Origin of the sequence: Enterococcus sp. DIV2419 (assembly GCF_051711865.1) — a bacterium.
GTDB classification, from domain to species: Bacteria; Bacillota; Bacilli; order Lactobacillales; family Enterococcaceae; genus Enterococcus; species Enterococcus faecalis.
Genome location: NZ_JBIONS010000001.1, coordinates 1,288,224 through 1,312,828, shown reverse-complemented (window position 1 = coordinate 1,312,828; position 24,605 = coordinate 1,288,224). Strand labels below are relative to the sequence as shown.

The window sequence follows — 24,605 nt, the reverse complement described above, 5'->3', positions numbered from 1 at the left end:
GAAATGTTTAATTTAGTGTAATAGATCCAATGTATGAATAATCTTTTTGGGGATTCCCATTTGTTGAAAAATCAGTTACACGTAAATTATTCACATTACTATTCACATTAATTGTGGTTGGCGTTATATATTTGGAATTCCAAATACTAGCCATCATAAAGTTTTTGTTCACTTGACCATCTCCTTCAACGTATACATATCCATATGCAACTGTAAGTAAATAAGGCTCCATCCAATCGAATTTATCTGGTTTAAAGCACAAAAGAACGGGATTTAAACTGTCAATTTGTTGTTTAATATTGTCATATTTAATTGTAGTCTCATCATTCCATTGCATAGTAACTCCCAAAGATTCTGCATATCTCATGCAATCTTTTATAGACGCTGAAGAATTTTCTAGTTCTTTATCCCTTCTTGTAGGATAGACATATTTTAAAATAGATTTAGCAGTAATATCTGTTCGCTTCGTTTTGTAATTAAGAACCTTCGCAAAAGCATGCTCAGTTCCTTGCAAATCGTCATATTTTTCAAGAGAATTGAATCCTTCTAAGCTCTTCATTTGAGGTGCTGAAGCAGCAAAAACTTGGCTTCCACAGCCCAAAAATAAAGTTAGTGAAACAATTAACATATATAATTTAAAGAAAGAAACTTTTTTCTTTTTCAAAGATTAACACTCCTCATCTTCATTGATTTGTTACTTACCAATATTTTTGCAAAAATACCTGCAATATTAAGAATACTCTCTTAAAATATTGCAGGAAAAAATCTTTTAAAATTCTGGTTAACCTTTATATTCACTTTGAGACCATACATCATATACAGCCGTAAATTTATTCACTTCAAGAACAATCCCTGAATAATTATTTTTATATTCAGTGTTTCTAGCCATATTTTGGAAATACAATGCTGTTAAACCAGAAACACCAGCCATAATACCAACAAAAGGCGCTAATGGTCCTGAAGAAAATATTCCTACTATTCCCCCTATACCAGCTCCTGCTGTTAATACATCAGCAGCATCATACATATTTTTTATAGAGGTTTTTGCAGTGTTATGATCTTGCCAACTACGATAGTAATTCCATCCTTCTTGAAAATCATTTTTATTATAAGGGTTTGTATTGTAAGTAGTGAACTTATTCTCTTTAAACTTAGTCTGATCGATTGACTCTATAGCAATATTGTAAAATGTTTCTTTAGTGTAATTTAAATCTAATTGCTGATTAAGTTTATCAAAATCAAAACTATAAACAATGTTTCTTACATCATCTTTGTTGTAAACATAATGACCATCTTCAATCTGTAAAACCGAAGTAATCTGATCTTGCATTGCTAAAAATTCTCTTGTAGCTACTTCTTCCTCTTTGCTTTGCTCAACCATATTCATTTCTTCATTACTTGCTGCCATAGCCACACTTGGCACACCAATCCCACCCATTAAACTAATTGCAACAATAGAACACAAAAAAAACTTTTTCATATTAACTCTCCTCTATAAAATATTTTTTGTAAGCCTTTACATTATTGTACACCTGTATTAGAATTGTGTAAACAACAAATATTAGGAGGATAATCATGAATCTGATATCATACAAAAACTATTTAATTTATACGGTTATTCTAATTTTCACATTATTATTTTTCTTCATCAAATTTGGTTATTCCAGAGCCTGGGAACAACCTATCCTAATTTTAGTACTTATAGGTTGGCTTTTGTTTTCAATTTTGTACGAAATTAAAAAGAAAAAGTATTCTAAATCAAAATCGTTGAGTAATTTGATAGTATCTTTTGTGTTCTTGTTACAAATATATCAAGTTAATAGTGTAGTTTCTAAGTTAGTTTTAACATTATTCTTCAGTGTCTGTTTATTTTTAACATTCTATGAATACATAAAATACAAACAAAACAAATAGTTATTTTAAAAGTATTCTGGTCTCTAAAATTTTGACCGTCAACGAAGTATCCTGTGTTTTCTATTTTTTTTAATCTCTTTTAATAAAATAATTATTTGTTAAATCATTAAATGGTATAGAATGGTTATATGAAGCAAAAATCATTTCTTTACAAATTTATCTCTTTGGCCAGTCGTCTGAAAACGGCTGGCTATTTATCTGGTAAATAAAATAAAAACAATCAGTGGTCGATTGCTTTTTTTGTGCATAATTTTAGTGTAATTCCTTGTAAGATAGATACAGCAAATAATTTGTTTTTTCTATGAATTGATAAAGAGCTAGTTTTACTGAAGTTCCCAAATCCATCACCTTGTTTATTCTACTTTCTATCTCTTCCTTGTTATAAGTAAAAAAAAATATCTTCCCATACCAACGCTATTACTAATTCTTCTTCATGAAAACTTATAAAATAGGTACATCTATAAGAATTTCCTCTTTCATGAGCATAAATTTGCATACAAACCTTTTCCTTCCCTTTTTATTGATGGACATCAACCACTATTTTTTTCATCCTACTGGTACATCATAAGTTGCAATTACATAGGAAAATATTTATTCTGAACACAAATTTTTCAAAACTATTGAATTCAACAAGTACATCAATACAAACCAAAGAGGTCAAAACGTTTAAGTTTTTGACCCCTTTATTTTTAGTTGAATAATACACAACTAGCTTTTGTCTTATTCAAGTTGCTGTCGGCTTGCTTGATTTGCTTGCAGTGCTATCACCACTTTTGTTGGAAGAACATCCTGATAAAATACTCAATAAAAGACCTATCAAGATTATTTTTTTCATTGGGAATCCCTTCTTTCTGACAAGAATACTGTACTACTTTTCCACTTTTCTCACCAGCAAAACTCGACTAAAAACGACTATGTTTATTTGTTATTTAATTATCAAATTAAGTTGATTGTAAGCATCCCATAACCAAGGATGCACAACTTTAATATCGTGTTTCAAAATATAATCAATATAGAAATATGCGGCATTTTCTAAAGAACAATTTAAAGCTTGTAATAAACCATCTAAGTATGGTGGTTTACCTTCTTGATCCCACTTTATTTTATCAGCGACAAACAAAACTAAATCTATGTCCGAATAGTTTTTCTTCAATGTTGTATGGCATTCAATAGCTGATAAAATTTCATTGTCTTCAATACCAAAATCCATTTTCGCAATAGACTTAGAAATTTTTTGATGAATTATCATTGGAAAGGCCATTTCTGCTTCGTTTAATTCAATCCCATATTTTTGTGCGACACTAATTCTCTGATTATTTGGATAAATCGCAGAGATATCGTGTAAATATCCTGCAATACTTACTTTTTCTGGACTAGTTAAATATTTTTCACCAAGTTGATAGGCATACTCTCCAACTTCCATACAATGATAATACGTCTTCTCACAGTTTTTACTCACTAAATATTGTTTAATTTCATTTTTCAACACCTGTTGATGATCCATTTCCACAGCCCTTTCTCATTCCGATTACTCTTCTAGATAAATAAATTATACTCCTTTCATCCTCTAGCAACCTTTTATTTTTTATTAAATAAACAACTAACTAAATTGAAAAAATTGAAACTTTTTGGTCCTCAAATTCGTCTATAACTAATAGGACGTTCAATTTTGTATAACGTGGAGGTGTATTTTTTAACTTTTTCATTAACCAAAGAGGAGTGAAAGTATGCGACATAAGAAAAGAAAATTCAAAATAAACGGGTATGTATTATTTAGTGCGTTAATCCTCATTGTTCTTGTTTTCATTCAAACGTTCCTATTAACTCAACCCAAGATAACAAGTAAAAATGATGATACTACGCAGACATCGACTAAAAATTCAACTGCAAAAAAAGATTCCCCGACCAAGTTAGAAAAGGAATCAACACACATGACTATTTCATCAAAAAAATATGCTTACTCAGCAGACAAAATCAGAAAATATATAACTGGAGAAGAACCTTACAAAGGTGAAAAATTAGTATTCTTAACCTTTGATGATGGCGTTAATAATCAAATAACCCCACAAGTCCTAGATACATTAAAAAAGTATAACGTCCACGCAACTTTTTTTCTTGTAGGAAATACCCTAACTTCCGAAAATCAAAACATAGTGAAACGCGAAGTCGCAGAAGGGCATTCAATAGGCTTTCATAGTTCAACTCATGATTATGCAACGTTATATCCAAACGGGATTGTCAACACTGAAGAAATACAAGCGGAAATAGCAACCATGGAGAACTCTCTTAAAAAAATATTGGGCGAAACATTTCAAACAACTCTCTGGCGATACCCAGGAGGTCATATGTCATGGGGAGGTACAGAAAAATCTGATGAATTATTCAAACAACTTGGCATCCATTGGATTGACTGGAATGCGATGGTTGGAGATGCGGAGCCGTTAGACAGACAGCCTACTACAGTCGCAGAAATGCTCGCTTTCCATCAACATTCACTTGAGGTTTATCCGGATTATAATATTAGAGTAGTCTTAATGCATGATTCAGTAGATAAGGAATTAACAAAACAAGCATTGCCACAATTAATAGAGTTTTATCAAGCAAATGGTTATCAATTTGGCGTGTTATATTAAAGCAACTCGGAACACTAAAGGAAGCATTTCTGGTCTTAGTCAATGTTGATTTTCTACTTAATTACACACAAAAACACCCTCTTGCTGAGCAAGAGGGTGTTCGTTTGTCGAATAGTAAAGATTAACGACGGATTTCTTTGATACGAGCTGCTTTTCCGTGTAATGCGCGTAAGTAGTAAAGTTTTGCACGACGTACTTTACCGTAGCGAACCACTTCAATTTGAGCAACACGTGGTGTGTGTAATGGAAATGTACGTTCCACACCAACACCATTTGAAACTTTACGTACTGTGTAAGTTTCGCTGATTCCAGCACCACGGCGTTTAATTACAACACCTTCGAATAACTGGATACGTTCACGAGTACCTTCGACTACTTTCGCATGAACGCGAACAGTGTCACCAGGGCGGAACGCAGGAATATCCGTACGTAATTGTTCTTGTGTTAATTCTTGAATTAATGGATTCATTTTATCCTTCTCCTTATTCCCAAATATTCTTATGGTCACTTCTGCCACAGCGGAATATTGTAATAGTTAGAGCGCATTGCACTCACCAAATTAGTTTACCACAGACAAAATAAGCTGTAAAGAGAATTTTCTTGAAAGTTCCCTTATTTTTGCTCTTCTTGTTTAATTTCCTCTAATAACTTCAACATTTCAGGCGTCATTTCTACTGATTCCAACATGTCAGGTCGACGCAAAAAGGTCCGTCGTAATGATTCTTTTAGTTGCCATTCTGCAATTAATTTATGGTTACCATTCGTTAGCACGGCAGGGACTTCCATATCGTTGAAAATAGCAGGTCTGGTATATTGTGGATGCTCTAATAGGCCAGTGGAATGTGAATCCGTTTGTGCAGAAAGATTGTTACCTAAGACATCAGGTAATAAACGGACTGTCGCATCAATCATGACCATTGCGCCTAATTCGCCCCCTGTTAAAACGTAATCCCCCAATGAAACTTCATCTGTAACCATCGTGCGAATTCGCTCATCATAGCCTTCATAATGTCCACAAATAAAAACTAAATGTTCTTCTTGTGAAAATTCCTCGGCCATTTTCTGATTAAACGGTTTTCCGGCTGGATCTAATAAGATGACCCGTTTTGGCTGCTGGTTTGTCTCTTCTTCAATTGCTTTTAGGTTATCATAGATCGGTTGTACTTTTAAAAGCATCCCCGCGCCACCGCCATACGGATAATCATCGACCGTTTGGTGTTTGTTATCTGAAAAATCGCGAAAATTAGAGACATTCAATTCTAATAACTGCTTTTCCCGAGCTTTCCCAATAATTGATTCCCCCATTGGTCCTTCAAACATTCTAGGAAAAAGAGTTAATACATCAATTCTCATCGTCAATCAATCCTTCTGGAATGTCCACATCAATCCGTTGATTTTCGACGTCGACTTTTGTAACAACGCCTTCAATATACGGTAAAAGTAAATCTTTTTTCTTTGGTCGTTGGACGACCCACACATCATTCGCACCAGGAGATAAAATTTCTTTAATTTTTCCCAGTTCACTACCGGTTTCATCATAAACAGTGGCACCAATGATTTGGTGATAATAAAATTCGTCCTCTCCCAATTCAGCGAGATTGTCTTTTGCAACTTTTAAAATACCGTCACGATATTTTTCAACATCATTGATATTTGGATGTCCTTCAAAGCTTAAAATGTCAAAATTCTTATGCTTGCGGTGGGACTCCACGACCAATTCAATTGGTGCTTTTTTCTCTTGAAATAGCAGTAACGTTGCCCCTTTTTGATAACGTTCTTCTGGAAAATCCGTTTTCGAAATGACCCGAACTTCCCCTTTGATTCCTTGTGTGTTCACAATTTTTCCTACATTTAAATAATCTGTCACGTGAAAGCCTCTCTTCCTTGTATTTCATCTTTCCTATTCTACCATTTCTTACGCGCAAATTCTATGAAAAAACAAAGGCCAACTTTTCTAGTCAGCCTTTGTTTTTATTAATTCGTTAAACCAGTTAATGTGCCATAAATTAAAAATAAATTTAATAACGTCAAGGCAATAGCAATAATCCAAGCTAAAAATTTCACCCACGCTGGATTCGCAAATTGGCCCATTAATTTTTTATCACTTGTATACATCGTTAAAGGAATAATCGACACTGGCAAAGCAATACTTAGGAAAACTTGCGTATAAAGTAACAAGTCTTCAACAGCCGTTTCGCTACCGCCATAAATAATGACACAGATAATGACTGGCACAATTGCTAACAAACGAGTTAACACTCGTCGTGCCCACAACGGCATTTTTAAATGGATAAAGCCTTCCATTACAATTTGTCCTGACAGCGTACCTGTAATCGTTGAATTTTGACCCGAAGCCAGTAAAGCAATTGCAAAAAGAATACTTAACACTGGGCTAGCAATATTACCAACAATATCTGGATTTTTCAGAGCATCAAATAAATCAACAAATTTACCTAATTCACTGTTGGTTCCATAAAATAATGCTCCTCCTAAAATTAACAACAAACAATTTACGACAAAAGCGACAGTTAATTGAATATTTGAATCCCAAGTAGTGAAACGAATTGCTTTGGCTTTCTCAGCATCATCGTTACGATCAAATTTCCGAGCTTGCGCAATGGAAGAATGCAAATATAAGTTATGAGGCATGACTGTCGCTCCAACGATTCCCAAGGCTAAAAATAACATGGATTTATCTGTCGCTATTTTTGTGTCTGGAATAAAACCTCGTAACACTTCACCAATATTTGGATCTGCTAATGCCACTTCATAAGCAAAAACAAAAAAGATGACTGCAATTAAACAAGAAACAATTGCTTCGATTTTGCGAAAGCCTAACTTTGTCAGTAGCAAAAGTAATAAAACATCAAACGTTGTTATCAACACACCAATTAATAATGGAAAACCAAATAATAATTGCAAAGCCACGGCACCACCAATTACCTCAGCGATATCTGTTGCCATTATGGCTAACTCCGTCACCACCCACAAGGCAACGCCCGTTCGTTTACTTGTATGCTCTCTAGTCGCTTGGGCTAAATCCATTCCTGTCACGATTCCTAAGCGCGCAGCCATACTTTGTAGTAACATGGCAACTAAACTAGAAAGCAAAATCACACTAAGTAACGTGTACTTATATTCCGCTCCGCCAGCAATTGACGTAATCCAATTTCCTGGATCCATATAACCAACAGCCACTAAAGCGCCAGGTCCGCTATAGGCTAACAAAGTTCGCCAAAAGCTAGCATTTTTAGGTACCTCGACGGTATTATTTATCTCTTCTAAACTAGGTCCATTTGCATAATTAAGCATTTTTTCCGTTTTCTTTTCTTTCATCCAACATCCCTCAATCTATCTTGTTCACACATTTCACTTTTAGGTACACCTAAAACTAGTTAACATAATTATAGTCTTCTTATTCTTCGTTGTAAACTGTTACATTCTAATTTTTTTAAGCACTTTCGCTATAAATCGTTTGGTTTTTACCAAAAAATCCCTTACACTTATTTTATCATAGATCGGAGGTTATGAGGATGAAGTTAGATATGGTCGGTATTATCGTCAACGATATGACACAAGCACTCTCTTTTTACCAAACGCTAGGTTTTAACGTGCTGGGAGAAGCTTCGCCTGATTACACAGAATTACAAAACAATGGCGTCAGGATTTCTTTAAATTCACTACAAATGATTACTGGTGTCTATGGGTTTGCGCCTAGCCAACAAGGCGATAAAATTGAACTTGCTTTTCTTTGTGAAACGGCCGCAGAAGTTGATAGCACCGTAAAAAAAATGAGCCAAGCTGGTTACATTGTTTTTAAAGAACCTTGGAATGCACCTTGGGGCCAACGATACGCAATCATTAAAGACGTGGATGCAAATTTAATTTCACTCTTTGCCCCTCTATAATATTCCTAAAAGATGCGCCACTTTCGTTTTTTTAACTCTCTTTCGAAAGATCAGTGCAGAATGGGTCTTAAGTAGGATGTCTTTTCTGTCTCTTTTTTTGTATAATAAACTTATCAAATGATGTGTATCTTACAACTTTGTTCGTTTGCAGAAAGAACAAACGATGTTTTTTATTGATAAAAAGTTATATACTAAAAGTACGATGAGTATAACTAAAGGAGATGAGAAATGTGAGTGTTACCCTATCTAGAAAAATTGTTAATATTATTTCCATTTTGGGCATTGTTGCAACCATAATTGCAACCATCTATTTTATCCGATTAGGTGTCTTCAAGGACATCAATGCACTAAGAGGACTAGTAGGGCAATCTGTCATTCTCGGTCCGATTATTTTCATGTTAATTCAGATTATTCAAGTGGTTATTCCGATTATTCCTGGTGGTGTTAGCTGTGCTGCAGGGGTCTTGATTTTCGGGCCAACAATGGGCTTCGTCTATAATTACGTTGGTATTGCACTTGGCTCTATTATCATTTTCTTATTAGGTCGTAATTATGGGAAACCATTCATTATGAGCCTTGTCAGTGATAAAACATATAACAAGTATATCGGTTGGTTAGACAATGAAAAACGTTTTGAACGATTGTTTGCTTTAGCAATTTTCTTCCCGATTGCACCGGATGATGCGCTTTGTTTAATGGCCGGTTTAACAAAAATGTCTGTGAAAAAATTTACTCTGATTATTTTATTAGCAAAACCTGCTTCTATCTATTTATATAGTCTTGCGTTAATTTATGGCGGTACATTTTTAACTAGCTTACTGGGAATGTAAAATAAATAAAAAAGCGAACGGACTAAATCAAAACTCTGCCTGTGTCAGTTTGATTTAGTCCTTTTATTATGGAATTTTGGTAGAAACTGGGGGACTTTTGATGTTTAGTTATTTTAAAAATAGTATTGTGAATACGCTAGATTTTCTTAAAGGGACAACGGCGTATTTTCGCGACGTGCTCTTGATGCACGGATTTATGTTATTCGTTCTATTGCCTTTATTGACAAGTTTGTCCAAATTGGTACTCAAAGAAGGTGGGATTGATTATATTTCCTACGATAACTTAGGGGCAATTGCTACGCAACATCCCTATGTCCTTTTGACTTTTCTACTAATTGGGCTGTTAATTTTACTGGCGCTCTTTTTTGAATTTACCTTTTTATTGCTTAGTGTTTATTTTATTAAGAAAAAGCAACCAATTACTCTAACGCAATTATTGCACGGCACCTTGCTTCAGATCAAAAAAGTTCGAGGAATTACCTTTCTGTTTTTCCTGGCGTATTTCTTTTTGATTTTACCATTAAGTGGGTTAACCTTCCGCTCTTATTTATTAACAAGAGTTAAGATTCCAGCCTTTATCTTAGATTTTATTTTTGCAAATCGCGTCATTATTATTATTGGTTTCGTATTGTTAGAACTGATTATCTTATATTTAGCGATTCGACTTGCTTTTGCCCTTCCAGAGTTGATTTTACGTGATGTTGGTTTTCGTGAGTCTTTAAAACGTAGTTGGCAAATTACAAAGCGGCGCTTTTTCCAGATTTTAGGACAATTTATTATCATTGGAGGAACTGTTTTAGGGATTTTTACGGCTGGCTATTTCTTGATATTTTTAGGTCAAACCGCCGTTGAAACGTTTAAACCTGAGTGGTCTTTACCTAGCGCTGTCATCGCTATGACGCTCCTTCAGGTTATGATGCTCTTAAACTTGGTGTTGTCTAGTGTTGCTATTTTTTACATTATTGTTGATGATATGGAAGATGAAGGGATTTTGCCTGACACGCCAGAATGGTTCACCCCGAAATCAGAGGTTCGGGTAGAATGGACCACCTTCAGAGTCGTTCTTTTTTGTTTGATTGCAATCATCTTCGGAATTGGTGTAGGCACCTATAATACGAATTACCTAAGTCATACACCTGACCGAAAACCGGTTACCATCTCCCATCGTGGTGTTAATGGTAACAATGGCGTTCAAAACACCTTGGACTCTTTAATCGAGACCAATAAGGCAAAACCTGATTATGTTGAAATGGATATTCAAGAAACCAAAGACCATCAATTTATTGTCATGCACGATTTTAATTTACGGGCGTTAACGGGCGTTAATAAACGACCGAATCAATTAACACTTAAAGAATTAACGAATATGAATGTCACAGAAAATGGTCAAACTGCTAAAATGGTTTCTTTCGATGATTATTTAGCCAAAGCCAATCAATTAAAACAACGTTTATTAATTGAAATCAAAACCACGCCTCAAGATAGCCCTGATTTAGTACAGCGCTTTGTCAAACAATACCGTGAAAATATTTTAGAAAACGGCCATATCCTTCATACCTTAACCTATGATACGGCGATGGCCTTAAAGAAAGAAGAACCACGCTTTTATGTAGGCTACGTTATTCCTTTCAACATTGTGGGACCGCCTAAAATGCCAGTTGACTTTTTTACTATGGAATACAGTACAATGAATCGTAACTTTGTAAATGCCGCTCATCATGATGGGAAAAAGGTTTATGCTTGGACAGCAAATGATGAAGATGTTATGACACGAATGATTTTTTATGGCGTCGATGGTATCATTACCGATCAGCTCAGTCTACTGAACGAAACAATGAAAACCGATTTAGAAAACCCAACATACTCCGATAAACTGTTGAATTTCGCTATTGGAATGGGTTAAAAAAGAGCCAATCTGCTGAGCAGATTGGCTCTTTTACGTTCATGTTAGTTGTTTTTACCAAAAATTCTTAAGAAAGCTAAGAATAAGTTGATGAAGTCAAGGTATAATTGTAATGCGAAGAAAACGGCCATCCCAGTACCTGCTTGATCACCTGTTTGCGCATAGACTTGGCGTATACGTTGGTTATCATAAGCAGTAATCCCTGAGAAAATTAGGACCATTAAAATGGAAATAAAGAATTCTACAGCATTACTGTGTAAAAGGAACATATTTAGCAACATCGCAATGATAATTCCGATTAAGGCACTATAAGCGGCATGACCAACTGCTGATAGGTCTTTCTTCGTAAAGACACCTACTAATGACATCGCGCCAAAGGTAGCTGCTGCACTTAAAAATGCGCCGGCCACTGTTCCACCAGTATACATTAATAACGTCACGGATAAAGTGACACCATTTAATAATGCATACGCAACAAATCCTGCAATCGCAATGGTTGGATTCTTCTGTGCTTTTGCGCCTAGATATAAAACTAAGCCAATTTCAACAAGCCAAATCATCCAAAAAGCTAAGCTTGATTGGAATAAGGTAGCTAGAACAGGTAAAAAGACAGTCGTCATTGCATAAGCCATGATTGCGCTAATACCAATTCCTAACGCTAAAAATCCGTAAATTTTGGCATAAAATTTATTCAAACCTGTGCCAGTTTGGATATACTCTTGATTATTCATAAGTTAAAGTCCCTTCTTTCTCTGTTAGTTCATCAATCGTCACTTGGGGTGGTTGAACCATCACCACTGCATCTAACACGCGATTTTCTTGCTCATTAACAGCCTCAACTGAAATGGTAATCACATCTTTCATTTTGTCGACTTTGATTACTTCTAATTGGAAAGTCAATGTTTCGTAATGAAAAACGGGTTCCACAAAGTTCACAGAGAAATTCACAACATGTGAACCTGGTCCTGGTAAATGTTTTGAAATCGCACTAGTGATAATTCCCATCAGCATAATTGATGGTACGATTGGTTTTTCATATTCTGTTTTTTGGGCATAATCATGTTGGATATATAAAGGATTCGCATCATTGGTCAAGCCCAAGTAAAGTAATAAGTCCTTGTCTTCAATTGACTCTGTCAAGGACAACGAATCTCCCTCTTCGATATCTTCGATGGTTTTGCCTAATTTTCTCGGTTTTCCGATATTCAAATTAGTACACCTCCGTTATTGATAAGATAATTGTACCAAAATGTACTTAAAAGGCAAGCTAAAAAGTAGTCTTTAAAGGATGTTTAAACAAAACCAACTTATCTGCCATGCTAGATTTTAAAAACAAACAACGGAACAGGAGCAGCTTCTTATTTTTTGAAGCCAGATACCCCTGTCCCGATTTTTTTTATGTTCTCTTATAAAACGTTTCTAGTTGTGTTACTTAGTAATGTTTCGTAGGCTTGTTCAAATTTCTGAACGTCGCCAGCGCCCATAAAGACAACCACTGCATTTTCAAAATCTAGTAAAGGCGACACATTATCTTCGGTAATTACTTGTCCACCTTTTTGAATTTTTTCACCTAAATCTTCAATGCGTACCTCGCCTTGTGTTTCACGCGCAGAGCCAAAAATATTACATAAGAATACTTCATCTGCTAAATCCAGTGCTTCAGCAAATTCATCCATTAAGGCAATTGTTCGTGTAAATGTATGTGGCTGGAAGACAGCAATAATTTCTTTATCAGGATATTTTTGACGAGCGCCATCAATCGTTGCTTTAATTTCAGCTGGATGGTGCGCATAATCATCAACAATAATCATGTCACTGACTTTTTTCTCGCTAAAACGACGTTTTACACCTTTAAAACTTAGCATTTCTTCTGCGACTTTTTGCATATCGAGTTTTTCAAAATAAGCCACAGCAATCACACCTAGCGCATTCATGATATTGTGATGGCCAAATGCTGGTAAGACAAAATGACCTACAAAATCATCCTTGTGATAAACATCAAAAGATGAGCCTTCCGTTGTTCGTTGAATATTTCGGGCTTGGATATCATCCTCTTCGCTGACGCCATAATAATAAACTGGCACTTCTGATTCTAACTGACGAAGATACTTATCATCACCATAAGCAAAAATTCCTTTTTTGACTTGATGAGCCATTGTTTGGAACGCTGAAAAAACGTCCTCAATGCTCTTGTAGTAATCTGGATGATCAAAATCGATATTCGTCATAATCGCATAATCTGGTGAATAAGCCAAGAAATGACGGCGATATTCACACGCTTCAAATGCAAAGAAATCAGCATCTGGTTCGCCGTGGCCAGTGCCATCCCCTATTAAATAACTAGTTGGATTGATACCACTTAATACATGTGCTAGCAAACCAGTCGTACTTGTTTTCCCGTGTGACCCTGTTACAGCAATGCTTGTGTACGGTTCGATAAAACGAGCAATGAAATCGTGGTAACGAATTACTTCTGCGCCTAATTCGATGGCGCGGGCGATTTCCTCATGGGTATCTGGAAAAGCATTTCCAGCAATAACAATCATGTCTTTATCAATATTATCTGCATTAAATGGTAAAATAGGGACACCTGATTTTTCAAGATCCCGTTGTGTAAAGAAATACTCTTCTACGTCTGATCCTTGAACGTTGTAGCCTTTTTGGTGTAAGACCAACGCTAATGAGCTCATGCCAGAACCTTTAATTCCGACAAAATGGTATAATTTGTTCTCTTGATTTCCCATTATAATCCTCTTCTCTGTCACTATATAAAACATACCTTTTTTAAAAAAATTTCAATCATACGAGATTCATTATCGTATAAAACAAAAAAATAATCAACTATTAAAACAGAATAAAAAACTTACATGTTTCAATTCCACATGCAAGTTTCATCTCTTAACTAAAATATTTACTGTTTTCTAATACAGAACTTGAATCTTCTAGCATCCCGCTTAATGGTTTATCCAAGATGCCCTTTTTCTTCTCTTCTGTCACAGGTGCTTCAGGCTCTACTTGAGCATTCGCTTTTGCTAATTTTTTCCCATAAGCAGTTTGACTTTTAGCATTTTTCTTTGCGGCATTCAAACGGGAACGCGAACGTAAATCCAACGCATCTTCGCCAAAACGTTCTAAGTCTGGTTTGATTTGTTGATATTGTCGTCTAGTTAAAGGAATCTCAGGTTCTGAGGTTGGAATATTAAACTTCCGCACCGTTGGATCTTCTTCCTTATCTTTCACTTGAAAAGCCGTTGGTTCATCATCAAGAATGACATATGAACGCCGATCTTTTTTCATTGCTTTTAGCAACTCTTCTTCAGTAAAACTAGGTTCCTGTTCCTCAGGAATCACAGAAGCCGGGATATATTTAGGAACAAAATAAGAAGGTGTCGTTTTCTGCACTAATGGTGATGCGGCAGGTCTACTTGGTTTCGCTACGACTTCTTTTTTTTTATACGTTTGTGTCCAGCCATTTCCTTTTGGCGTCCCAAAAAGGCTATTATTTTTTTTCGTTGCTTTACTAGCATGTTTTGTGTAGTCTGGCAAATTAGAACGATGACGTGCTAATTGCTCTTGTTGTGCTGCCGTTAATTGTTGTGTTTGTTTATTTGTAGTTGATTGATTCGTTGTTGGTTGTTGGACGGATGGTGTGCTTTGTCTAGTATCTTCGGCAGATGTTGCAGTTCTTCGGCTACCAGACATTGCTTTACCAATCAGATCATCTTGAAATAAGTTACGTTCATTATCTGTTGGTAATTTTACGCCCTGTTCATCATCATACGCTGGAAAACGGAAATGTTTTCTCTTCACTTGAGCATTATCCATTGCGGTCATTCCTTTTATTTTTCTTTCTCATTAGTTTAACACATTCTCAATGAATACTAAAGAACTTGCCTGAATTTTTAAGAGAACAAAAAAAGAAACCTCCGTTTAAAAAGGTTTCTTTTTTGTTTATTTATCTAGTTGTAATTTGGCAAAGTCCGCTTTGACTTGAATGAATGACTGAAACAATTGTAAAAACTGAAAGAGTCGCGCCCGATTTTCAAATTCACTTCTTGTTTGCGGCAATGGTTTTGTGCGATAGGTTTCATAAACGGTCTTAATTCGATTCATAATTTCTTGTCCATCATTATTCTCTGCAAATGTTTCTGCCGTATATTCCAATAATTGTTGAATATAGCGAACTTGTTGCGCATCAACAGTAATATCTTCTAATAATTCCAACATGTTTTTTAGAATATTACTTTGCATTTTTCTCATCGCAAAGTACTCTAAATAATACGTATTGGTAGACAGCAATTGATTCTCGGCATGATTTTTGGCCCACGTCTCGCCTGTGCGAATAAAGGTTTTTAAATCTGCACAATGCATGACCAAATTTCGCTCTCCTGCAGCGTTGTTTAAATGTAGCGCCATTTCCCTTAAAATTTTACGAAACATTGTTTCAATGACTTCTTGGTCTTCTCTTAAACGTTTTTCTGTATCAGGCATATAGGAATTAGCTAATAACGCTAGTCCCACACCAATACTCATTAATAAAAACTCATTTCCAATAATCGCCCAAGAAAGATTTTTTTCGACTAAATAATGAGTTACCAAAACGGAACTCACAACAATCCCATCAGATAATTGAAAATACACAGCTGCTGGAATAAATAATAACAAAAAAATACCAAAAGCAATCGCTGTAAAACCTAAAAAAGTAAAACAAATATACGCTAAAATAGTTGCTAAAGCTAAGGATAACAAACGATAAATTCCTGTCATGACAGATGTTTTTTTCGTGCTAGTAACACTTAAAACTGAAATAATCCCTGCCGAAGGGGCATAAAGTAATCCCAGTTTTTCCGCAATAATCATTGCTAATGCAGCGCTAATGGCTGTCTTGACTGTTCGTAAACCAATTTTCATGCATACTCCCCTTAAAAAATAATAATTCTTCACTTTTCTCTAGTAATTTTACCTCTATTTCGGTTATCATTAAAGAGAAAAGTTATTTAGGAGCGAATATTTATGATAGTGGGTCGATTTCGTTTAGGCATGCGAACGTTAAAAACAGCAATTGCTGTCATGCTGTGTATTCTTTTATTTCAATTTTTCCATCGTGGCTCACCTATGATTGCCTGTTTAGCAGCTGTTTTTTCATTAAGACAAGATTTAAATACTAGTTTGTCTTTTGGAAAATCGCGCATTATTGGAAACACATTGGGTGGCTTTTTAGCTTTGCTTTATGTATTAGCACAAGATTATTTTCCTAATCAACACTTAGTAGAATTACTGCTGCTACCACTTTTAGTCATTATCGTCATCGTTGTTTCTGATGGGATTAATAACAATGCTGGAATCATTTCTGCAACTGCGACACTTTTAATGATTTCTTTAAGTATTCCGCAAAGCGATTCCTTTCAATATGCAATGGAACGTGTGTTGGATACATTCATTGGGACCTTTATAGCGATTGGTTTAAACGTCTTTTTACAACCTAAGCCAGCAGAAGAAGCCCATGAAATTTCTGAAGATTTAGCTGAATTAGAAAAGAAAGAAAAAGAACTAGAAGCTTTACGCCAACAAGTTCAAGCGCGGATTGCTGCAGAAGAAAACACTGACGACAAGGCAAATAAATAAAGAAACAGCCGATTGAAGAGAATAACAATCGGCTGTTTCTTTATAGTTCCCAATTCGTTTTTGCTTGAAAGTTGGCGGCTGCACCAATCAAGTTGGCATCATTTTGATAATGGCAGGTCACGATTTCTGGAACAAAATCTTTTAATTCAAAGGTTTGTAAATGCGTTAGCATCCGGCGATTAATCTCTGCTAATAAGCCTTCTTTAGCAGAAACACCGCCTCCGAGTACAATCATTTCAGGATCATAAGAAAACTGTAAGCCGAATAATCCTTGTGTTAAATAATCATAAAAATTATTGACTTCTTCGCGAGCAATCTCATCCCCTCGTTGTGCCAGTTCAAAAACTTCTTCTCCTGTCACCGCCTGTTTTTCGACTCCAATTCGTTCACAATAGCGCTGAGCCATTTTGACAGCTGTGCCAATTTCACTGAATGTTTGGCCATTACTTAAAAAGTTCAGTCCAAACTCGCCTCCATATAAATGAGCGCCTTTGTACAATTCGCCATTGCGAAAAATCGCTCCGCCAATTCCTGTCCCAATAACGACAAAAAGCACTTCTTTTTTCCCTTTCGCCGCGCCTTCATATATCTCAGCTAAACCAGCACAATTCGCATCATTTTCGATAGTCACTGGTAACCCAAACAACGCTTCTAATTCTTCATAAATGTTAAAATGATGAATATATGGAATGGCGGAAATCCCTAAAATCTGTTGACTTTTTTCGTCAACTACTCCAGGTGAACTAAAAGCAACACCACTAATCGACTCATTTCTTTTGTCTGCATAAACCGAATATAAATACGCTTTCATTTCTTCCCAAGAGCCAGGTGTTGGAAAGCTCCCTTGATTTGTTAATTCTTTGCCTGTCCAAACGCCGTATTTCACGGAAGAACCGCCAAGATCAAATGCTAAAATTGCCATATTTATCCATCCTTTTCTACTTCTGTTTTCTTATTTCTTCGATACGTATACGGTCCATGATAGGTCTCATCAGGATTTTTCGTCAAGCGAAATTTCAACGGAACATAGTCAATGCCGCCTTTAACAAAAGGATGACATCGTAAAATCCGTGCTACCCCCATCGTTGTTCCTTTGACACTTCCATGTGTATGAATTGCATCAATCATATATTGTGAACACGTTGGGTAATAGCGACAACGTGCAGGCAATCCTGGAGAAATAAATCGTTGATAAAAACGAACACCGCCGATTAACGGATTTTTCATAAAGTGCCTTCTTTCTAACTAATTCTTACTAAAGAATAGCTTGTTTTTTCATGTTTGGCAAGTCCTAGTTACGAGAAATTACACTAGACCCAACTATGACGAATTCTTACATTTCTGTTGCTATCCAAATGAAAAAAAACGTGCTACACTATAAAAAAAGGAATGGAGGCTTAGTAAATGGGATTAAAATTTGAACGTTCCAATGACTTAGATAAACTCTTCGATTCTTTCGCCGTTGATCCATTAAAGAAAGAAGTACCTCTTGAAGAACTGGCAAAACAACGACAAGAAGCAAAAAAAGAAGAAGCAAAAAAACAAGCAAAAGAGTAATTTTGCTTGTTTTTTTCTATAGAAATTTTTCAATTGCTGTCCAAGCTGCTTCTTTTCCTTCTTTTGTTTCAGAAGAGAAAATAATAAAGTCATCTTGTTTATCAAAATTCAAGGCTTTTTTGATGACACTCTCGTGTTTGTTCCATTTGCCCCGCGGAATTTTGTCTGCCTTAGTTGCCACAATAATAACTGGCAAATCATAGTATTTCAAAAATTCATACATTTGGATATCATCTTGGGTCGGCGGATGACGTAAATCAATTAAAGAAACGACTGCACGTAATTGCTCACGTTGCGTGATATACGTTTCAATCATTTTTCCCCACTTCGCACGTTCTGTTTTAGAAACTTTGGCATAACCATAGCCAGGAACATCCACAAAGTGTAAGGCGTCCTCAATTAAATAAAAGTTTAGCGTTTGCGTTTTACCAGGTTTGCCTGAAGTTCTTGCTAAATTTTTACGATTAATCAAGGTATTAATAAAAGATGATTTCCCAACGTTCGAACGTCCAGCTAAAGCAATCTCCGGTAATTGAGATTCAGGATATTGTTTAGGGGATACCGCACTAATCACGATTTCTGCATTATGTACGTTCATTGTTTTCCTCCGTTCTTCTATTCAGTCTTTCATTCAAAAGCTTAACAAAAACAGCTCTTTCGGAGATCCGCCGAAAGAGCTGTTTTCAGCTTCAATCTTATACAGCTTCTTTATCTTTTTTGTTATAAATAATTGTTGGTTTACCGGTACCTTCAGCGGCCATTTTAGTAATGATAACTTTTTCAATGCTTTCATCTGAAGGAACATCAAACATTACGTCCATCATAATTTCTTCAATGATTGAACGAAGTCCGCGTGCGCCAGTATTACGTTCAATGGCTTTGGCTGCGATCGCTTTTAATGCTTCTGGTTCAAATTCTAATTTAGTGTCATCAAGAGACAATAATTTTTGATATTGTTTCACCAAGGCATTCTTCGGTTCTGTTAAAATTCGAACTAAATCATCATTCGTTAATTTATCAAGCGCAGCCATTACAGGTAAGCGTCCAATAAATTCTGGAATTAAACCAAATTTCAATAAATCTTCTGGAATAATATGTTGCATGATGCTTTCTTCTTCATTTAAAGCAGAATTAGTTTTACCAAAACCAATAGTTTTTTCGCCTAAGCGGTTTTTAACAATGGTTTCAATTCCATCAAATGCTCCACCAACGATGAAGAGAACATTCGTTGTGTCAATTTGGATAAATTCTTGATGTGGATGTTTGCGGCCCCCTTGTGGTGGTACACTTGCAACTGTTCCTTCAAGAATTTTTAGTAAGGCTTGTTGAACACCCTCACCTGAAACATCTCGAGTAATCGAAACATTTTCACTCTTACGGGCAATTTTATCAATCTCATCAATATAGATAATGCCCTTTTCCGCACGTTCAACATTATAGTCAGCAGATTGTAGTAATTTTAAAAGGATGTTTTCAACATCTTCCCCTACATAACCTGCTTCTGTTAAACTGGTCGCATCAGCGATTGCAAAAGGTACATTTAATGTTTTTGCTAACGTTTGAGCCAAGAAAGTTTTACCTGAACCTGTTGGTCCAATTAAACAAATGTTACTTTTTTGCAATTCAACGTCATCTTGAGTTGCAGCTGTTTCTGATTGATTCACACGTTTATAGTGATTGTAAACAGCAACAGAAAGTGTGCGTTTTGCACGTTCTTGTCCAATAACATATTCATTTAAAACATTTAAAATTTCTTGGGGTTTTGGCACATCCGTTAATTCTCGGACTGCTTCATCATAAAATTCTTCATCAATAATCTCTTTACATAGATCAATACATTCATTACAAATATAGACACCCGGACCAGCAACAATTTTTTTTACTTCTTCTTGTGTTTTCCCACAAAATGAACAACGAACGGTCCCGTTATTATCCGTATTGTCGTACATGTTCGTCACCCCTCTAAAAATCAAAAAATGACTGTCATCACAGTCTCTCATCATAATAGCACAAACCACTTTAAAATGCGAACATCTCAGATAGAAAGTTTTATTGTTCTTAGACTTCTTATGGTATACTACATTATATAAAAGCACTTTCATAAAAAGTGATGGTGTTGAAACAAATTGGAGGAATTGTGATGTTAGAACAAATTTTACTAGGTACCTATACTCGAAGAGCCAGCCAAGGCATTTATAAAATTGCATTAGATACGACACAAGGTCGTTTAACAGAAGCGACACTTTTGTTAGAAGAAACGAGTCCTACCTATCTTGCTCTGAGTCAAAAGGGCGAACTTTTTAGCGTCACTAGTGTTGACGGTGAAGGTGGCACTGCCGCTTATCAACCAGAAATGGACCATTTTAACTTATTGAATAAAGTAACTGAGGAAGGTGCGCCGCCATGTTATGTAGCTGTTGACGAAAACCGACAACTTGTCTATGCAGCAAATTATCACCAAGGTATCGTTCACGTGTATCGTATCTTAGAAGATGGTTCTTTGGAAGATGCTGACAAAGTGATTCATACAGAGCCAACTGGTCCTCATGAAAACCAAAACAATGCCCATGTTCATTACACAGATTTGACGCCTGATCAACGCTTAGTCGTCTGTGATCTAGGAACCGATCGTGTGTATACGTATAATGTTAGCTTAGATGGAAAGCTTTCTGAAATCGCTCAATTCGTGACTGAGCCAGGGACTGGTCCACGTCATTTAGTGTTCCACCCAACAAAATCATTGGCTTATTTATTTGGTGAATTAGATAGCACTGTTTCAGTTCTTTCATATGATGAAACAGATGGTTCTTTCACTGAATTACAAAAAGTTTCTACTTTACCTGCTGATTATGATGCGTTTAATGGTGGTGCTGCAATTCGTATTTCTTCTGATGGCCGTTTCCTTTATGCTTCAAACCGTGGCCATAACTCGATTGCTGTCTATGCTGTTTCAGAAAATGGCGAAGCGATTGAACGAATTCAATTAATTTCAACAGAAGGTGATATTCCGAGAGATTTTGATTTAGATCCGTCTGAAGATTTCGTTGTTGTCGCTAATCAAGACTCTGATAACTTAACACTTTATCGTCGGAACCAAGAAACAGGCTTATTAGAAATGATTCAAAAAGATGTTGCCGTTCCCGAATGTGTTTGTGTTTTATTTGTATAATTAAGTTGACTATTTCCTTGGAAAATAACAGGAGTCAGATGCTAATTAATGTTTGCATCTGACTCCTGTTTTCTTATTTTAAACGATGTATTGCTTCTCTAATTCTTTAACGTATAGATAAAAAGAGCCAAAGTCTAAGCGATTCATTTGTAAAGATTCATGAATTTTTGTGAACCCTTTACTTTCGAAAAATCGAATCATTCTATGGTTTGTATGATTAGTTTGAGCATACATTTTACGTCTTCCTTCCCAGACTGCTCGTTTCTCCAATTCATGGAACAACAAACTGCCGTAACCCTTGGCAATATAATTAGGCGAAGTTGCAAAGCGCTTTAACCAAACAAAGTCTTGTTCCTGCTCCATACATAACGTTGCCATTGAAAAAATCATTTCTTCGTGCACTAGCAAATACAATCGTTTTTTTGTAATGTCTTCTTGAATATCTCCTTGAGAAGGATAGTCCTTTGTCCACTGTGTAATGCCCACAACATCCATATATGCCTTTACTTCTGTTAAAAATGGAAAAATCATCGGTAACTCTTTCTCATCAGCCACTCTAATTTTCATTGTTTATTCTCTTAATAAGGTAACAATAGAATCGACAAGACAATCACACTAATAATGCCAATGATGGTCGGTACACTCGTCCGTTTTAAAATTCTGATGGGACTAACTCCTACTGTTGATGCGACAATCATGACAACTGCTGCTACAGGAGAAATCGTTCTAGTTAAATTCGCGATCATCTGCATTGGCAAGGAAATTAAAATACCATCAATCCCAGCTTTTTCGGCAATCCCAGGGATTAGTTCGATAACCGCATAAAACATTGCCAGTCCACCACCGCTTAAAATTCCAAAAAGGGTCGTTGCACCGCTGAAAATTAAGGTCGTAACGATTCCTGCTGAACTTGATGCTTCGACAGATGCCATAATACTATCAATAATTCCTAACGTTTGAATCGCAGACGTGAACAATGAACCGCCTACGACAAGCATCACAACTTGACTAAACCCTTGCCCCATTCCTTTAAACATCTCGACAGCCGTATCTTGAACCTTTTTAAAAGATTTCAAGCGAAGCGTCTCAACCAATACAGCAATGAAGAAAGAAATAAATGTAAGAACAAAAATATCCATCGTTATTCCTTTAATAAACATTCCTGCGATTCCCACTCCAACAATTAATAATAGCGGTAATATTGGCAATATTGCATAAAATTTAGGAACATCAAATTCTTTTTGTTTGCTTAAGCCTTCTTCATTTAATGAGACATAGGCAGCCTCACCTTCTTTTTTATCGCAGTATTTTTGCCAGAAGTACTGTGCAACCGCAATGATTAATAACGATGGCAGCGAAATTTTGGCATTCCATACAACATAATTTAACACATCATAACCAAGGGTATTTGCGGCGATTACGTTATCCGCGCCTAAAGGTGTTGGCATGATAGTTGCCGTCATTGCAATCACACCTGCAGCAGTTAATGATGAAATCCCCATGCTGGCTAGCATCGGATATAATATAGACATTAAAATAATCGCTAAGCTTGATGCACTAGGAACTACCAGTGACATTAAATTTCCAATTAAAAAGACCACAGGGACAAATAACGATTTACGTTTAATCTTCATTAATGGTTTCACCAAAAAGTTGACAGCCATCTGATTGGCCCCGATTGCATTCATATAGCCTGAATAACCAAAAAGAATCATAATTACAATTCCTGCTGAACTCACTTGTGCAATAATTGTATCTTTAAACTTCAAGAAAATATCAAATAATCCAAAACCGGTTCCTTCCCCTGCAGGATAAATGGGATGTCCTAACATCCATGCACATGCAAGTAGAACAAGCGCACCAATAATTAAGCTGAGTGCGGGATGATAATTTTTTACAATCAAATAGGCTACAACAACTAAAACGACCAATACCAATAAACTTTCAATCATACTTATCCTCCTTCAGTTAATTAACCGCTTTCATTTTTTCGACAACCCATTTTTGAAAAGCTTCAACGTTTACATCTATACAGGCAACGGCATTCGTGTTTTTATGATACTTCATTTTTAAATCCGCAACAGTAGCTCCCGCAGCTGGACCTTCCAAAGCAACTTCAATGAACGTTTCAGTTGTCTCAAATAATTCTGGTGAAGTTAAATAGGCAATCGCACAGACATCATGCATTTTCAAACCTGTAGTTAAACTGCCGCCTCTATAATGACGGAAAAGACCATAAAACATTTCCCCCACTCTACCAAGCGCTCTGATGGCTGTTACTTCATGATTCGTTAACACAGCTTGACTTGTAACATCTAATCCTACCATTGTTAGCGGGACACCTGATTGGAAAACAATTTGTGCAGCGTGTGGATCGACATACGTATTAAATTCGGCACTTGTATTTGTATTTCCCCTTGCTAATGAGCCACCCATCATGACGATTTCTGCAATATTTTCTTTGACTTCTGGATAGAGGGTCAGTAACAAAGCAATATTCGTTAATGCAGCAATTGGAACAATGGTCAAAGGAACATCACTAGACAGAATTTCTTTTCGCATAGCTTCCACTGCATGAATATCTAAACACGTAGAGATAGGTTGCGGAAACTCAAAGCCATCCATGCCAGTCTCCCCATGAATCTCAGCAGAATCTTCCAATTGAATAAGTAACGGACAATTACACCCCTTGGCTACAGGAACCTTTTTCCCAAAAAAATCGACAAGTTTCAAGGCATTATTTGTTGTTTTTTCTACATCTACATTCCCTGCAACCGTCGTTATTAAGCGAACTTCTAGGTTAGGATGATTCAGTGCAATCGCTAAAGCTACAGCATCATCAATTCCTGGGTCCGTATCAATAATGATTGGTCTTTTCTTTGTATCCATTTTTCTTCCTCCATTCACATTTAGGAAAAACATTTCCGGAAACGTTTTCTTAATTTGAGATTAACAGCGCTTTCATTAAAAGTCAAGCAGAATTTCTAAATAATAAATAATTAGGCTTTTTCTTGACTTTCTGCTTTTAGAATGCTTACTATAAAAAAGAGTTCAGTGAAAGGACGA

At 36.0% G+C, this 24,605-nt stretch carries 26 protein-coding genes and 2 pseudogenes; 7 read left to right on the top strand and 21 right to left on the bottom strand.

Annotated elements, in window-relative coordinates; all coding sequences use genetic code 11:
- Window positions 1–7: 7 nt before the first annotated feature.
- From IGI97_RS06125 to yqeK, 5 genes and pseudogenes are all read right to left on the bottom strand, one after another.
- Window positions 8–664: a hypothetical protein gene (locus IGI97_RS06125; RefSeq protein ID WP_002374584.1), complete on the bottom strand. Its 657-nt coding sequence runs from the start codon at window positions 662–664 to the stop codon at window positions 8–10.
- Window positions 665–781: 117 nt separating this feature from the next.
- A complete protein-coding gene (locus tag IGI97_RS06120) occupies window positions 782–1,480 on the bottom strand; it encodes a hypothetical protein (RefSeq protein ID WP_002374582.1) in 699 nt (232 codons plus the stop codon).
- Between the two features lie 686 nt (window positions 1,481–2,166).
- Window positions 2,167–2,410, bottom strand: a pseudogene (locus tag IGI97_RS06115) (hypothetical protein).
- A 231-nt stretch (window positions 2,411–2,641) separates the two neighbouring features.
- Window positions 2,642–2,749 (bottom strand): annotated as a pseudogene (locus IGI97_RS06110) (DUF4767 domain-containing protein); the annotation flags it as partial.
- Between the two features lie 90 nt (window positions 2,750–2,839).
- Window positions 2,840–3,418 (bottom strand): bis(5'-nucleosyl)-tetraphosphatase (symmetrical) YqeK, encoded by a 579-nt coding sequence (gene yqeK / locus IGI97_RS06105; protein WP_002385850.1) that lies wholly within the window; start codon window positions 3,416–3,418, stop codon window positions 2,840–2,842.
- A gap of 223 nt (window positions 3,419–3,641) precedes the next feature.
- Here yqeK and IGI97_RS06100 point away from each other — a divergent pair, with 223 nt between their 5' ends.
- Window positions 3,642–4,547, top strand: coding sequence for a polysaccharide deacetylase family protein (locus IGI97_RS06100; RefSeq protein WP_002357177.1), 906 nt, complete (start codon window positions 3,642–3,644; stop codon window positions 4,545–4,547).
- 121 nt (window positions 4,548–4,668) lie between these two features.
- Here IGI97_RS06100 and rplS read toward each other — a convergent pair whose 3' ends face one another.
- From rplS to IGI97_RS06080, 4 genes are all read right to left on the bottom strand, one after another.
- Window positions 4,669–5,016, bottom strand: coding sequence for a 50S ribosomal protein L19 (gene rplS, locus IGI97_RS06095; protein WP_002357176.1), 348 nt, complete (start codon window positions 5,014–5,016; stop codon window positions 4,669–4,671).
- Window positions 5,017–5,159: 143 nt separating this feature from the next.
- A complete protein-coding gene (gene trmD / locus IGI97_RS06090) occupies window positions 5,160–5,900 on the bottom strand; it encodes a tRNA (guanosine(37)-N1)-methyltransferase TrmD (protein WP_002381776.1) in 741 nt (246 codons plus the stop codon).
- Window positions 5,890–6,414 (bottom strand): ribosome maturation factor RimM, encoded by a 525-nt coding sequence (gene rimM, locus IGI97_RS06085; protein ID WP_002357172.1) that lies wholly within the window; start codon window positions 6,412–6,414, stop codon window positions 5,890–5,892. Before rimM ends, trmD begins: the two co-directional genes overlap by 11 nt.
- A 107-nt stretch (window positions 6,415–6,521) precedes the next feature.
- Complete coding sequence (locus IGI97_RS06080; protein WP_002357171.1) at window positions 6,522–7,883, bottom strand: Nramp family divalent metal transporter; 1,362 nt, start codon at window positions 7,881–7,883, stop codon at window positions 6,522–6,524.
- 197 nt (window positions 7,884–8,080) lie between these two features.
- On the opposite strand from IGI97_RS06080, the gene IGI97_RS06075 reads away from it, so the two are divergent.
- The 3 genes from IGI97_RS06075 to IGI97_RS06065 all read left to right on the top strand — a co-directional run bounded on the left by IGI97_RS06075 (window position 8,081) and on the right by IGI97_RS06065 (window position 11,188).
- Entirely contained in the window at window positions 8,081–8,455 is a 375-nt protein-coding gene (locus IGI97_RS06075; protein ID WP_002419919.1) for a VOC family protein, read from the top strand.
- A gap of 230 nt (window positions 8,456–8,685) precedes the next feature.
- Window positions 8,686–9,285, top strand: a complete 600-nt coding sequence (locus IGI97_RS06070) for a TVP38/TMEM64 family protein (protein WP_002357169.1) — start codon at window positions 8,686–8,688, stop codon at window positions 9,283–9,285.
- 100 nt (window positions 9,286–9,385) lie between these two features.
- Window positions 9,386–11,188, top strand: a complete 1,803-nt coding sequence (locus tag IGI97_RS06065; RefSeq protein WP_002364138.1) for a glycerophosphoryl diester phosphodiesterase membrane domain-containing protein — start codon at window positions 9,386–9,388, stop codon at window positions 11,186–11,188.
- A gap of 44 nt (window positions 11,189–11,232) precedes the next feature.
- On the opposite strand, the gene IGI97_RS06060 is transcribed toward IGI97_RS06065, so the two are convergent.
- The 5 genes from IGI97_RS06060 to IGI97_RS06040 form a co-directional block, all read right to left on the bottom strand.
- Window positions 11,233–11,919 (bottom strand): Bax inhibitor-1/YccA family protein, encoded by a 687-nt coding sequence (locus IGI97_RS06060; RefSeq protein WP_002357165.1) that lies wholly within the window; start codon window positions 11,917–11,919, stop codon window positions 11,233–11,235.
- Window positions 11,912–12,397, bottom strand: coding sequence for a MaoC/PaaZ C-terminal domain-containing protein (locus tag IGI97_RS06055; protein ID WP_002357164.1), 486 nt, complete (start codon window positions 12,395–12,397; stop codon window positions 11,912–11,914). Before IGI97_RS06055 ends, IGI97_RS06060 begins: the two co-directional genes overlap by 8 nt.
- Window positions 12,398–12,594: 197 nt before the next feature.
- Entirely contained in the window at window positions 12,595–13,932 is a 1,338-nt protein-coding gene (gene murC / locus IGI97_RS06050) for a UDP-N-acetylmuramate--L-alanine ligase (protein ID WP_002357163.1), read from the bottom strand.
- Window positions 13,933–14,086: 154 nt separating this feature from the next.
- A complete protein-coding gene (locus IGI97_RS06045) occupies window positions 14,087–15,022 on the bottom strand; it encodes a hypothetical protein (RefSeq protein WP_438738199.1) in 936 nt (311 codons plus the stop codon).
- Window positions 15,023–15,139: 117 nt separating this feature from the next.
- The gene (locus tag IGI97_RS06040) at window positions 15,140–16,099 is read right to left on the bottom strand and encodes an aromatic acid exporter family protein (protein WP_002360063.1); all 960 of its coding nucleotides are present in this window, start codon (window positions 16,097–16,099) and stop codon (window positions 15,140–15,142) included.
- A 102-nt stretch (window positions 16,100–16,201) separates the two neighbouring features.
- Here IGI97_RS06040 and IGI97_RS06035 point away from each other — a divergent pair, with 102 nt between their 5' ends.
- Window positions 16,202–16,813, top strand: coding sequence for an FUSC family protein (locus IGI97_RS06035; RefSeq protein WP_002365791.1), 612 nt, complete (start codon window positions 16,202–16,204; stop codon window positions 16,811–16,813).
- A gap of 40 nt (window positions 16,814–16,853) precedes the next feature.
- Here IGI97_RS06035 and IGI97_RS06030 read toward each other — a convergent pair whose 3' ends face one another.
- Together IGI97_RS06030 and yidD are read right to left on the bottom strand one after the other, a co-directional pair.
- Window positions 16,854–17,735 carry an ROK family protein gene (locus tag IGI97_RS06030; RefSeq protein WP_010819454.1) on the bottom strand — a complete coding sequence of 294 codons (882 nt, stop codon included), beginning with the start codon at window positions 17,733–17,735 and terminating at the stop codon, window positions 16,854–16,856.
- A gap of 2 nt (window positions 17,736–17,737) precedes the next feature.
- Window positions 17,738–18,040 carry a membrane protein insertion efficiency factor YidD gene (yidD, locus tag IGI97_RS06025; RefSeq protein ID WP_002357157.1) on the bottom strand — a complete coding sequence of 101 codons (303 nt, stop codon included), beginning with the start codon at window positions 18,038–18,040 and terminating at the stop codon, window positions 17,738–17,740.
- Window positions 18,041–18,217: 177 nt separating this feature from the next.
- Between yidD and IGI97_RS06020 the strand changes: the two genes are divergently transcribed.
- Entirely contained in the window at window positions 18,218–18,370 is a 153-nt protein-coding gene (locus IGI97_RS06020; RefSeq protein ID WP_002362024.1) for an SPJ_0845 family protein, read from the top strand.
- A 16-nt stretch (window positions 18,371–18,386) separates the two neighbouring features.
- Here IGI97_RS06020 and yihA read toward each other — a convergent pair whose 3' ends face one another.
- On the bottom strand, window positions 18,387–18,968 hold the full coding sequence (gene yihA / locus IGI97_RS06015) for a ribosome biogenesis GTP-binding protein YihA/YsxC (protein WP_002357155.1): 582 nt from the start codon (window positions 18,966–18,968) through the stop codon (window positions 18,387–18,389).
- 97 nt (window positions 18,969–19,065) lie between these two features.
- The gene (gene clpX, locus IGI97_RS06010; protein ID WP_002357154.1) at window positions 19,066–20,319 is read right to left on the bottom strand and encodes an ATP-dependent Clp protease ATP-binding subunit ClpX; all 1,254 of its coding nucleotides are present in this window, start codon (window positions 20,317–20,319) and stop codon (window positions 19,066–19,068) included.
- A gap of 191 nt (window positions 20,320–20,510) precedes the next feature.
- Here clpX and IGI97_RS06005 point away from each other — a divergent pair, with 191 nt between their 5' ends.
- On the top strand, window positions 20,511–21,539 hold the full coding sequence (locus tag IGI97_RS06005; RefSeq protein WP_002366856.1) for a lactonase family protein: 1,029 nt from the start codon (window positions 20,511–20,513) through the stop codon (window positions 21,537–21,539).
- Window positions 21,540–21,617: 78 nt separating this feature from the next.
- On the opposite strand, the gene IGI97_RS06000 is transcribed toward IGI97_RS06005, so the two are convergent.
- The 3 genes from IGI97_RS06000 to rihC are packed head-to-tail and all read right to left on the bottom strand — an operon-like array spanning window position 21,618 to window position 24,461.
- Window positions 21,618–22,106 (bottom strand): GNAT family N-acetyltransferase, encoded by a 489-nt coding sequence (locus IGI97_RS06000; RefSeq protein ID WP_438738197.1) that lies wholly within the window; start codon window positions 22,104–22,106, stop codon window positions 21,618–21,620.
- An 11-nt stretch (window positions 22,107–22,117) separates the two neighbouring features.
- Window positions 22,118–23,491, bottom strand: coding sequence for a C4-dicarboxylate transporter DcuC (gene dcuC, locus IGI97_RS05995; RefSeq protein WP_002360057.1), 1,374 nt, complete (start codon window positions 23,489–23,491; stop codon window positions 22,118–22,120).
- Between the two features lie 16 nt (window positions 23,492–23,507).
- Complete coding sequence (gene rihC / locus IGI97_RS05990; RefSeq protein WP_002383111.1) at window positions 23,508–24,461, bottom strand: ribonucleoside hydrolase RihC; 954 nt, start codon at window positions 24,459–24,461, stop codon at window positions 23,508–23,510.
- Window positions 24,462–24,605: the final 144 nt, after the last annotated feature.